This window comes from Serratia sp. HNCC26DJ206, from assembly GCF_057180605.1.
In genome coordinates, this window is record NZ_JBXUGP010000011.1 from 139,763 (window position 1) to 150,955 (window position 11,193).

The window sequence follows — 11,193 nt, forward strand, 5'->3', positions numbered from 1 at the left end:
TCAGCCTGCGCCAATTCGGCATTAAGCCAGCGCATATTCCGCTGCTGCGCGCGCATGGATGGCGGTGGTGTCGAACACCGGCACGGCAGCATCCTGCGCACCCACCAACAGACTGATTTCAGTGCAGCCAAAAATAATGCCCTGCGCACCCTGTTGCTCGAGGTGACTGATAATCCGGCGATACTCATCGCGGGAAGCATCGCAGATTTTCCCCAGACACAGCTCTTCATAAATGATGCGATGCACGATCTGGCGATCGGCCTCCGTTGGCGTAATCACGTCAATATCAAACTTATCCTGCAAACGCCCACGGTAAAAATCCTGCTCCATGGTAAAACGCGTGCCCAGCAGCCCAACGCGGTGGATATTTTGCTGGCGCACCTGCAAAGCCGTAGCGTCGGCAATGTGGATCAACGGTAAACCGCTGGCTTGCTCCACCGCGTCGGCCACCTTGTGCATGGTGTTAGTGCAAATCACGATCGCTTCGGCACCCGCAGCACGCAACGACGCGGCAGCTCCCGCCAGCAGGCGGCCAGCACCGTCCCAATCGCCCTGATGCTGTAAGCGTTCAATCTCTTGAAAATCGACGCTATAGAGCACAATTTTGGCTGAATGCAGGCCGCCAAGTTGCGCCTTCACCTGTTCGTTGATCATGCGGTAATAGGGTATGGTGGATTCCCAGCTCATACCGCCCAGTAAGCCCAGCACTTTCATCATGGTCTCCTTGTTATTTTGCCCGCGACCAGTTCGCCAAGCGTGGCTCAAACCAGCGCTGACGCAGGGTATCGTATACCCAGTTGTAACACAGGGTATAGGGCAGGAAAAACAGGAAGAAACCGATCTCCAACATAAAGGCTTGGGCCAGTGGCATATTCATGACCCACGCAACCAGCGGCAAACCAATCACGATAAACCCGCCCTCAAAGCCCAGAGTGTGAAAAATACGCACCTTCAGGTTACGCACTACGCGGCTCACCGGCCAAAACCGATCAAACAGCGTGTTATAAACCATGTTCCACACCATGGCGACGGTTGACAGTATGATCGCCAAAGTGCCCATCTGTAGGATTGGCCGATCAAGTAACCACGCCCCTATCGGCGCGCTGAGCAGAATCGCTATAGCCTCGAACCCTACGGCATGGACGATACGTTCAACCAATGACTTATTTTGCAACTGCATACTCACCTGCTCTCTGACTGTTTTTGGAAAAGTTGGGTGATTATCATCGTTTTTTTGCGTAGATTGAAAATAGGTTCCATCGATAAAGTAGATACATTATGCGTTATTCTCCCGAAGCCTTGCAGGCGTTTGTTGAAGCAGCCGCGCTGGGATCGTTTTCTGCCGCCGCGCGCAAGCTGCGTAAAAGCCAGTCCACCATCAGCACCGCTATTGCCAATCTGGAAGCGGATCTTGGGCTGACGCTGTTCAACCGCGAGGCGCGCCAACCGGTGCTTACCCCTGCGGGCCGCAAAGTGCTCGGCCACGTGCAGGAGATCCTGAGCGCCAGCGAGCGCCTTGAGGCACTGAGCATCCGGTTGGGCGATCGGGTTGAACCGCGTTTGACCATCGTCTTCTCCGATACCTATCAGCCTAATCATCACGATAACTTGCTGAAACACTTCGAGCAGCGCTATCAGGATATTGAACTGGAATGCATGATCGCCGAAGACGCTGACGTGCTGGATCTCTTGCAGATTGGCCGCGCACATCTGGGCATGCTGGCGGTGCAGCCCAATTATCCGCCCGATATCGCCGTCGCCAGGCTACCGGAACAAACCGAAATGGGGCTATTTGTCGCCCATGAACATCCGCTGGCGCACATCCCAGCGCTTACGCAGGCGCATCTGGCCAGCAGCCGTCAGCTCTATCTCAATACCTATACCGGCAGCGATGCCGCTAAACCACAGGGGCCGGTCTGGTCGGCCCCCAGCTATCTGATGCTGTTGGAAATGGCGGAACAGGGGTTTGGCTGGGCGATACTGCCGCACTGGCTGGTCAAACAGTATGGGCAAGAACGTCTGACAGAATTGAAAATACGCGGTTGGCCCAAGTTGATTTCGGTGGATGCGGTGTGGTCAAAACTTACCCCGCCGGGACCGGCGGGGTTTTGGCTGTTGGATCGCCTGTTGGAAAATGCCGCAGATCAGGCCGCTGCGTTGCGCGATTGAATGGCGCGAGAGATGGTATCCAGCAATTCAGGAATATCCATCTTCGGCAGCATCACTTCAATAAACACCAGTTGTTCACGGCCATTCACTTCACCCAGTGCCTGGCACAGTTGTTCAGGCTCACTCACGTGCAGGCATTTCACCTGATGCCCCAGCGACAGCGCCTGCGGTAACTGCGTCCAGTCCCACTGGGCAATGTCGTTGTAGCGCTGTTCTGGGCCGTGAATGGCTCGCTCCACGGTATAGCCATTGTTATTGAGCAGGAAAACCACCGGCTTTTGGCCATCGCGCAGCATCGATCCCAGTTCCTGAATCGTCAGTTGGGCTGCACCATCACCAATCAGCAACAGCACACGACGATCCGGCTCGGCGGTTTGCACGCCAAACGCCGCTGGCAGCGTAAAACCGATCGACCCCCACAAAGATTGAACGATAAACCGGCAACCTCGCGGCAGATTCAGCGACGCTGCGCCAAAGCATGACGTCCCCTGATCGGCAATCAGGATATCCCCCGGTTGCAGGAAACTCTGCATTTGCTGCCAGAAGCCATGTTGATCCAGACCACTGCCGGTCGGATCCGGCAATAAGGGGCGTTTGATGGCGGGCAGTTGCCACTGTTTGGCTAACGATAAAGTTAATTGATGCAGGGCTTTGACCGCATCACGCATCGGGATCTGGCTGAACACCTGCTGCCCCACTCGTGCTTCAAAGGGTTGGATATCGATACATTTCTCATTGGGCAAATTGTGGCTGAACCCCGCCGTGATGGTATCGGTAAAGCGTACGCCGACGTTAATCACCACGTCAGCACCTTCAATCAGCTGTTTTACCTGCGGATCGCTGGCGGCCCCGGCATAGGTGCCAGTAAAGCAGGCATGGGTTTCATCCAGCACGCTCTTGCCTAGCAACAGGGTTGAATGGGGGATCTTCACCTCATTCATCCACTGTTCCAGCACCGTTTCTGCCCCGAAGCGCTCGGCAAGGAAATCCGCCAGCAGAGAAACGCGCTGCGCCGCCTGCAGTTTTTCCTGCGCGGCGGTGATAAATGCCTGCAACGAAGCCTCCGAAAGATTGGGCTGGCGCAGCATCAGCGGGGCCGGGCGCGAAGTCAGCGGCGCTTCGGCCACATCACTCGGCAACAGCAGGTACACCGGGCGACGCTCAAATAGCGCGGTGGTCAACAGACGATCGATTTCCGCTTCGGCATTGCTGGCGGTCAGGTTGGCCTGTGCGACGGTCACCTCTTTGGCCATGCGGGCAAAATGGCCGAAATCGCCATCCCCCAGCGAATGGTGCAGCAAATCCCCGGCGCGTTGCGCACGCAGGGCCGGAGAGCCCACCACATGGATCACTGGCAAATATTCGGCGTAGCTACCCGCGATACCGTTGATCGCACTCAATTCGCCCACGCCAAAGGTGGTCAGCAGCGCCGCCGCCGGTTTGCAACGGGCATAACCATCGGCAGCATAGGCGGCATTCAATTCGTTGGCGCACCCCACCCAGGTGATCTGCGGGTGATCGATGACATGATCGAGAAATTGCAGGTTGTAATCCCCCGGCACACCGAAGAAATGCCGGATACCAATCTGTGCTAAACGATCGAGGAGGTAATCAGCCACCGTATAGTTTTTGCTCATGATCATCACCTGCGAGAAGGTAGAAATGTTAATTTTAAGTATTAGAGATGTTGCGCAAATTTCGAACTTTAGCGCTAAAAGGCCACTGGCAACCTGGCTTTACATCAGTGCACAAGCCCCCAGATTGGCATAGGGATTAATTTGCGTGATCGGGCGCGCTGACTGTTGGCATGGAAACGCATACATTGAAACTCGTTTTCACTTTTGCCGATGAGGATTTGTATGGTCTATCAAGCTGACTCTGCGCGCTACCAGAATATGGAATACCGCCGCTGTGGCCGCAGCGGGTTAAAACTCCCCGCCGTTTCACTTGGCCTATGGCACAACTTTGGTGATAGCACGCTGTATGACAACGCGCGCAGCCTGGTGTGCCGTGCCTTCGACCTCGGCATTACCCATTTCGATCTGGCCAATAACTATGGCCCGCCGCCGGGATCTGCCGAAGAGAATTTCGGCCGCATTCTGCATAACGATCTCAAGCCTTATCGCGATGAGCTGATTATCTCTTCCAAAGCGGGTTACACCATGTGGCCAGGCCCTTACGGTGATTGGGGATCGAAAAAATATCTGGTCGCCAGCCTGAACCAAAGCCTGAAGCGGATGGATCTCGATTACGTGGATATCTTCTATCACCACCGCCCCGACCCGGATACGCCGCTAGAAGAAACCATGTCCGCGCTGGATTTGCTGGTGTGTCAGGGTAAAGCGTTGTATGTCGGGCTGTCGAACTACCCGGCCGATCTGGCACGGCAGGCGTTTACCCTGCTGCAACAGCTCGGCACGCCGTGCGTGATTCACCAACCGAAATACTCAATGTTTGAACGTTGGGTAGAGCCGGAACTGCTGGATACGCTGGAAGAGCATGGCGTGGGTTCTATCGCCTTTTCACCGCTGGCTGGGGGCGTGCTGACCGATCGTTACCTGCACGGTATTCCGCAGGATTCGCGTGCAGCCAGCAGTAGCCGGTTCCTGAAACCCGAACAGCTAACTGAAGAGAAACTACAGAAAGTTCGCCGCTTGAACACGCTGGCTGAGCGGCGTGGGCAGAAGCTGTCACAAATGGCACTGGCTTGGGTACTGCGTAACGATCGTGTCACGTCTGTCTTAATTGGTGCCAGTAAAACCAGCCAGCTTGAAGATGCGGTAGGTATGCTGGCCAACCGCGTATTTACCGCTGAGGAAATCGCCGAGATCGACAGTATTTTGATGTAATCGCTTACAAAAACCGGTATTACACCTGATGCCGGTTTTTATCTTTTGGGGGGTTAAATGACGCTGCTAATCAATAAATAGCCGTTTAAGCTGACCACCACCAGCACAATCAATTTGCCAGTATTCTGAATCGTGCGGCTATTAACCATATCCCCCATCAGTGCGCGGTTGCCGGTAAACACCAGCAGCGGAACCAGCGCCAGAGCAATTCCAAAACTGAGCAGCACCTGGCTCAGCACCAGAATGCGCGTAGCATCCATCCCCAGCATAATCACGATAAATGACGGCAGCATGGTGACAACCCGGCGTACCCACAATGGGATGTAAAAACGCACAAAACCCTGCATCACCACTTGGCCCGCCAGCGTGCCCACCACCGTTGAAGACAAACCGGCAGCCACCAGGCTCAGGCCGAAGATGGTCGCCGCTGCGTTACCCAGCAAAGGTTGCAGCGTCAGATAGGCCTGATCGAGATCGGCAATCCCGCTATGACCATTGAAGTGGAATGCCGCAGCGGCGGTCGCCATCATCGCCAGATTGACAAACCCGGCAATGGTCATGGCGATCGCCACATCGATTTTGGTTGAGGCATAACGTTCGGCTCGCGAATGCTCACCTGCGGTTTGAGTCAGCGAGGAGTGCAGATAAATCACGTGCGGCATGATGGTTGCCCCCAACACACCGGCAGCCAGAAAGACCGCATCACCGTTTGGCAAATCCGGGATCGCCATCCCTCTCAATAACCCACTCAGTTGCGGCTGCGAAAACACCAGTTCAACAATATAGGCTGCCGCCACAAACAGCAGTAAACCACCGATCACCAATTCCAGTGGCTTTTGCCCGCGTTTTTGCAGCATCAAGATGAGAAAAGTAGCTATACCGGTGAGGATCGCGCCTTCGAGCAACGTAACCCCCAGCAGTAATTTGAAGCCGATCGCCGCACCAACAAACTCGGCCAGATCGGTTGCCATCGCGATAATCTCTGCTTGCACCCAATACGCCCAGACGATCGGGCGCGGGAAGCGATCGCGGATATGTTCAGCGAGGTTTTTACCGGTCGCGATGCCCAGCTTGGCAGAAAGCAGTTGGATTAACATCGCCATGATATTGGCCCAGACCACCACCCACAATAAGGTATAGCCGAAAGAGGCACCGGATTGGATATTGGTGGCAAAGTTGCCGGGATCGATATAGCCGATGGCCGCAATAAAAGCGGGGCCCATCAGAGAAAGTTTGATCTTTCTGGATGGGCGGCTGGAGGTATTGTCAACCACGCGACTGTTCAGCATATCGTGAAACCCTTACTAATTTTACGCTTACCTTCATCTTACTTAAATGATAATGATTATCAAGTGCATTTGTGGCGGTAATACTTATTTCAGCAATAGCGGATGACGAAGGTTTTATCGAACAGATCGCATCAAATCTTGCCGTCTCTTTTTACTCAGCATCACGGCATTCGAGCGGAAAATGCTTAATAGCCAAATTAGCACAGAAATGCTACAAGCGCGCATATTTATTAACATTCTGAGCTCTGGTACTTTGCCGTAATAACTTAGGATTTTCCTGGTGATGATTTTCCACATTTGTAATAGATATCTCGTTTTTAAATGTGGCGTTACATAAAATGACAAACGAAATTCAGCCTGCCTCAAATTTGGAGCAAACATGTCCCCTATTGCGCACTTTGCGTTAGCGTTGGTGGTGGTTGCGATCCTGGCACTGTTAGTGTGCCGCGATCGTAAAAGCATCCGCATTCGCTATGTTATTCAACTATTGGTTATTGAAGTATTGCTGGCCTACTTTTTCCTGCATTCGGAAGCGGGTTTGGGCTTTGTAAAAGGATTCGCGGCGCTGTTTGACAGGCTGCTCGGGTTTGCAGGTCAAGGGACTGATTTTGTGTTCGGCGGTATGGGTGACAAAGGTTTAGCGTTCTTCTTCTTGAAGGTATTGTGCCCCATCGTGTTTATCTCTGCGCTGATCGGGATTCTGCAATACATTAAAGTGCTGCCGTTTATCATCCGCATTATCGGTACCGTGCTATCGAAAGTGAACGGTATGGGTAAGCTGGAGTCTTTCAACGCCGTCAGTTCGCTGATCCTCGGCCAGTCTGAAAACTTCATCGCCTATAAAGACATTCTGGGCAAGATGTCGGAAAAACGCATGTACACCATGGCGGCCACCGCGATGTCGACGGTCTCCATGTCCATCGTGGGTGCTTACATGACCATGCTGGATGCCAAATATGTCGTCGCCGCATTGGTACTGAACATGTTCAGCACCTTTATCGTGCTTTCCCTGGTCAACCCTTATGACACCAGCAATGAAGAAGAACTGCATCTGGGCAACCTGCACGAAGGCCAGAGCTTCTTTGAAATGTTGGGTGAATACATTCTGGCAGGCTTTAAAGTGGCCATTATTGTTGCGGCTATGCTGATTGGTTTTATCGCCTTGATCGCCGCACTTAACGGCCTGTTCAGCGCCATCTTTGGCCTGAGCTTCCAGGAGATTCTCGGTTACTTCTTCTATCCATTCGCCTGGATTATGGGGATCCCGCAACACGAAGCCTTACAAGTGGGCAGTATCATGGCAACCAAGCTGGTTTCTAACGAATTTGTGGCCATGATGGAGCTGCAAAAAATGTCTGGCGAACTGTCACCGCGCAGCATGGGCATTCTGTCGGTGTTCCTGGTGTCTTTCGCCAACTTCTCTTCCATCGGTATCGTCGCTGGGGCAATCAAGGGGTTGAACGAACATCAGGGCAACGTGGTGTCGCGCTTCGGGCTGAAGCTGGTGTACGGCTCTACCCTGGTCAGTATTCTGTCTGCTTCCATCGCCGGGCTGGTGTTGGGCTGATCCTGTAAAAACGGGTTCTCAATCATAAAACGCCTGGTGAAACTCATCGGGCGTTTATCTTTATTACCATTCCAATATCCGATTAAAGAGCAAGCTGGCAATATTCTGCCGTTGGGATAAAACGGCATGTACGTAAATCGCCCTTTCCTTATCGTTAATGCTATAAAGCACGCGATACCCATCCGTTGTATTGCATTCCCGATATTTAGCACAACCAAGCGCCAGAAGTTCGGCACAAATCGGGCTCCCCTCGGGAAAAACGCTGGTTTTCTCTTCAAACTCACCCAGTACTTTTCCAATAACAGGCTTGGGTTCGATCTGATGCGAGCGCAGAAAATACGCGATGGTTTGCATCGTCATTTTCGCCGTCTCTGAATAAATAAAAACCGCCGCACTTGCAACCATCAGAGTGAATCCAAAATCTGCTCACGCGAGAAGGTCCGTCCTAACTCGATATCTTTTTCTGAAAGAGTCATCAGCTTGAGCAGAGCGATACTTTCATCTCTGCGAATGCGATCTTCATAGGATTCGATGATATAAGCAGGAAGGCCGTTTTGCGTCACAATCAAAGGCTCAGACAGATCGAGTTTGGCCGCATTCTGTTTTAAATAACTAATAGTCTCAGTTTTCATGGCATTTCCTTTAATCAATGATCATCTTACATCAGACTAAATATAGTCTATAAAAAAACCGATAACAATGATTCATCAGAGCAGTAAACGCCAAAAAGCAAAAAGCCGACCTAAAAAGGTCGACTTTTTAAAAAAAGTGGTGGAGCTAGACGGGATCGAACCGTCGACCTCTTGCATGCCATGCAAGCGCTCTCCCAGCTGAGCTATAGCCCCACAAAAGTGGTACGCATTGACCGGCGTTACGGTATCTAACACCAACCTTTTTAATGATAAAAGGTTGGTGGAGCTAGACGGGATCGAACCGTCGACCTCTTGCATGCCATGCAAGCGCTCTCCCAGCTGAGCTATAGCCCCAATCCACAATCATAAAACCCTGTGAACGGGGCGCATAATATGAAACCCCTGAAACACTGTCAACGGCTAAATTGAATTCCTCGATCAAGCGCTGAAAAAGCCGCCAAATCAGCGCGTTTAATGCTAAAAAATCATCATGGCGGGCAAAAATAACTCGGAAAAAAGCCCTGCGAATCACTTGGCAGGGCTCGATTTATATCGTCTTCAAATTACAGCGGGAATAATCAGGCCTGGGCTTCACGTTCGGCGATATATGCCAACGCCTGATCGATACGCTTCAGGGAACGTGACTGACCGATCGCATGCACAGTAACGTCCATCCCCGGCGATTGGCCAGCACCGGTGACCGCAACGCGCAGCGGCATACCCACTTTGCCCATGCCAACGCCCAGTTCGTCTGCCGTGCCCTGAATGGCATCGTGCACATTTTCCGGCGTCCAGTCAGCGACCGCAGCCAGCTTGGCACGTACCGCTTCCAACGGCTGGCGCGCAACAGGACGCAGGTGTTTCTTCGCGGCATCGGCATCAAACTCGCTGAAGTCCTGGTAGAAATAGTGGCAGGATTCCGCCATTTCCTTCAGCGTCTTACAACGTTCGCCCAGCAGTTTAACGATATCTTTCAACTCTGGGCCGTTACGGGTTTCAATCCCCTGCTGTTCGATATGCCACGCCAGATGCACCGCAACTTCTTCCGCTGGCATATGGTTAATATAGTGGTGGTTCAGCCACTGCAGTTTTTCGGTGTTGAAGGCGCTGGCGGATTTATTGATCGCTTCCAGCGTGAACAGCGTTTTCATCTCGTCAATCGAGAAGATTTCCTGATCGCCATGGGACCAACCCAAGCGCACCAGGTAATTCAGCAACGCCTGCGGCAGGTAGCCATCATCACGGTACTGCATCACGCCTACCGCACCGTGGCGTTTGGACAGTTTTTTGCCGTCATCACCCAAAATCATCGATACGTGAGCATATTCCGGCACCGGTGCTCCCAGCGCTTTCAGGATGTTGATCTGGCGTGGCGTGTTATTGATATGGTCTTCACCACGGATCACGTGGGTAATCTCCATATCCCAATCATCAACCACCACACAGAAGTTATAGGTTGGCGCACCGTCGGTGCGGCGGATGATCAGATCGTCCAGTTCCTGGTTGCTGAATTCGATCGGGCCACGGATTTTATCGTCAAAGATAACCGAGCCTTCCTGCGGGTTACGGAAACGCACCACGTGTGGCTCATCAGCGGTATGGCTGCACTGGCTATCGCGGCAATGGCCGTCATAGCGCGGCTTTTCGCCGTTTTCCATTTGCTTCTCGCGCAGCGCTTCCAAACGTTCTTTAGAGCAATAGCATTTATAAGCCGTACCCTGTTCCAGCATTTCGTCGATCACCGCGTTATAGCGATCGAAACGCTTGGTCTGGAAATACGGGCCTTCATCCCAATCCAGGTTCAACCAGTTCATGCCATCCATAATTGCGTCGATCGCGTCCTGGGTTGAGCGTTCGAGATCGGTATCTTCAATACGCAGCACAAACTCACCACCGGCGTGGCGGGTGAACAACCAGGAATACAGCGCAGTACGGGCACCGCCGACGTGAAGATAACCGGTCGGGCTCGGGGCGAAACGGGTTTTGATTTTCATTGGGTTCACAGCCTTATTACGCAACGCGTGTCGGCGGGGTGCCGACCATTGCTCGGAATTTAAAAAGTGGCCGACATTCTACCACTCCATGCCAATTCCTCAACGCTGACACAGCATTACCAGGCAGCATTACGCCAGCTTTGCGGGCTGTTTCGCACGGAAATGGGCAAAGAATCAGCGCTGTTGCTGATAAAGATCCCATCCTGCCTAATTTTGCGGCGAACGAATAAAAACGTTTTAAAAACCGTTGACTCACTTTCAACTATCCCTATAATGCGACTCCAACAAGACGGGGCGATTAGCTCAGTTGGTAGAGCATCTCCTTTACACGGAGGGGGTCGGCGGTTCGAGCCCGTCATCGCCCACCATCTTGTTGAAATGAGAAAAATGAGGGTGATTAGCTCAGTTGGTAGAGCATCTCCTTTACACGGAGGGGGTCGGCGGTTCGAGCCCGTCATCACCCACCACTCATTTTCTTGTTTAGCAGTAACCTGGAAGTCCTGAAGTGGGTGATTAGCTCAGTTGGTAGAGCATCTCCTTTACACGGAGGGGGTCGGCGGTTCGAGCCCGTCATCACCCACCACTTCTGCGGGTCGTTAGCTCAGTTGGTAGAGCAGTTGACTTTTAATCAATTGGTCGCAGGTTCGAATCCTGCACGACCCACCAATATAGAAAAAAGCGCCCTTAGGCGCT

General features: G+C 52.6%; 10 protein-coding genes and 6 tRNA genes. 7 read left to right on the forward strand and 9 right to left on the reverse strand.

Annotated features, from left to right (window positions below; translation table 11 throughout):
• Positions 1–21 precede the first annotated feature (21 nt).
• Both AC2A1E_RS09685 and AC2A1E_RS09690 read right to left on the reverse strand, forming a co-directional pair.
• Positions 22–714: an aspartate/glutamate racemase family protein gene (locus tag AC2A1E_RS09685; RefSeq protein ID WP_484383570.1), complete on the reverse strand. Its 693-nt coding sequence runs from the start codon at positions 712–714 to the stop codon at positions 22–24.
• 13 nt (positions 715–727) lie between these two features.
• Positions 728–1,180 (reverse strand): multidrug/biocide efflux PACE transporter, encoded by a 453-nt coding sequence (locus tag AC2A1E_RS09690; protein ID WP_484383561.1) that lies wholly within the window; start codon positions 1,178–1,180, stop codon positions 728–730.
• A 98-nt stretch (positions 1,181–1,278) separates the two neighbouring features.
• On the opposite strand from AC2A1E_RS09690, the gene AC2A1E_RS09695 reads away from it, so the two are divergent.
• Positions 1,279–2,169 (forward strand): LysR family transcriptional regulator, encoded by an 891-nt coding sequence (locus AC2A1E_RS09695; RefSeq protein WP_484383562.1) that lies wholly within the window; start codon positions 1,279–1,281, stop codon positions 2,167–2,169.
• On the opposite strand, the gene AC2A1E_RS09700 is transcribed toward AC2A1E_RS09695, so the two are convergent.
• Positions 2,145–3,806: an alpha-keto acid decarboxylase family protein gene (locus AC2A1E_RS09700; RefSeq protein ID WP_484383563.1), complete on the reverse strand. Its 1,662-nt coding sequence runs from the start codon at positions 3,804–3,806 to the stop codon at positions 2,145–2,147. The genes AC2A1E_RS09695 and AC2A1E_RS09700 overlap by 25 nt on opposite strands.
• A gap of 222 nt (positions 3,807–4,028) precedes the next feature.
• Here AC2A1E_RS09700 and mgrA point away from each other — a divergent pair, with 222 nt between their 5' ends.
• A complete protein-coding gene (mgrA, locus tag AC2A1E_RS09705) occupies positions 4,029–5,018 on the forward strand; it encodes an L-glyceraldehyde 3-phosphate reductase (protein WP_484383564.1) in 990 nt (329 codons plus the stop codon).
• A 53-nt stretch (positions 5,019–5,071) separates the two neighbouring features.
• On the opposite strand, the gene AC2A1E_RS09710 is transcribed toward mgrA, so the two are convergent.
• Positions 5,072–6,307, reverse strand: coding sequence for an Nramp family divalent metal transporter (locus AC2A1E_RS09710; protein ID WP_484383565.1), 1,236 nt, complete (start codon positions 6,305–6,307; stop codon positions 5,072–5,074).
• A gap of 379 nt (positions 6,308–6,686) precedes the next feature.
• Here AC2A1E_RS09710 and AC2A1E_RS09715 point away from each other — a divergent pair, with 379 nt between their 5' ends.
• Positions 6,687–7,874, forward strand: a complete 1,188-nt coding sequence (locus AC2A1E_RS09715; RefSeq protein ID WP_484383566.1) for a NupC/NupG family nucleoside CNT transporter — start codon at positions 6,687–6,689, stop codon at positions 7,872–7,874.
• A gap of 63 nt (positions 7,875–7,937) precedes the next feature.
• Here AC2A1E_RS09715 and AC2A1E_RS09720 read toward each other — a convergent pair whose 3' ends face one another.
• The 5 genes from AC2A1E_RS09720 to gltX all read right to left on the reverse strand — a co-directional run bounded on the left by AC2A1E_RS09720 (position 7,938) and on the right by gltX (position 10,500).
• Positions 7,938–8,279, reverse strand: a complete 342-nt coding sequence (locus tag AC2A1E_RS09720; protein ID WP_473187934.1) for a type II toxin-antitoxin system RelE/ParE family toxin — start codon at positions 8,277–8,279, stop codon at positions 7,938–7,940.
• On the reverse strand, positions 8,279–8,506 hold the full coding sequence (locus AC2A1E_RS09725; RefSeq protein WP_473187935.1) for a type II toxin-antitoxin system Phd/YefM family antitoxin: 228 nt from the start codon (positions 8,504–8,506) through the stop codon (positions 8,279–8,281). Before AC2A1E_RS09725 ends, AC2A1E_RS09720 begins: the two co-directional genes overlap by 1 nt.
• A 137-nt stretch (positions 8,507–8,643) precedes the next feature.
• Positions 8,644–8,719, reverse strand: a tRNA-Ala gene (locus AC2A1E_RS09730).
• Positions 8,720–8,784: 65 nt separating this feature from the next.
• A tRNA-Ala gene (locus tag AC2A1E_RS09735) sits at positions 8,785–8,860 on the reverse strand.
• 224 nt (positions 8,861–9,084) lie between these two features.
• The gene (gene gltX, locus AC2A1E_RS09740; RefSeq protein ID WP_484383567.1) at positions 9,085–10,500 is read right to left on the reverse strand and encodes a glutamate--tRNA ligase; all 1,416 of its coding nucleotides are present in this window, start codon (positions 10,498–10,500) and stop codon (positions 9,085–9,087) included.
• 292 nt (positions 10,501–10,792) lie between these two features.
• Here gltX and AC2A1E_RS09745 point away from each other — a divergent pair.
• The 4 genes from AC2A1E_RS09745 (at position 10,793) to AC2A1E_RS09760 (ending at position 11,166) form a co-directional block, all read left to right on the forward strand.
• Positions 10,793–10,868: transfer RNA gene (locus AC2A1E_RS09745), tRNA-Val, on the forward strand.
• Positions 10,869–10,891: 23 nt separating this feature from the next.
• Positions 10,892–10,967, forward strand: a tRNA-Val gene (locus tag AC2A1E_RS09750).
• Positions 10,968–11,007: 40 nt separating this feature from the next.
• Positions 11,008–11,083: transfer RNA gene (locus AC2A1E_RS09755), tRNA-Val, on the forward strand.
• Between the two features lie 7 nt (positions 11,084–11,090).
• A tRNA-Lys gene (locus tag AC2A1E_RS09760) sits at positions 11,091–11,166 on the forward strand.
• Positions 11,167–11,193: the final 27 nt, after the last annotated feature.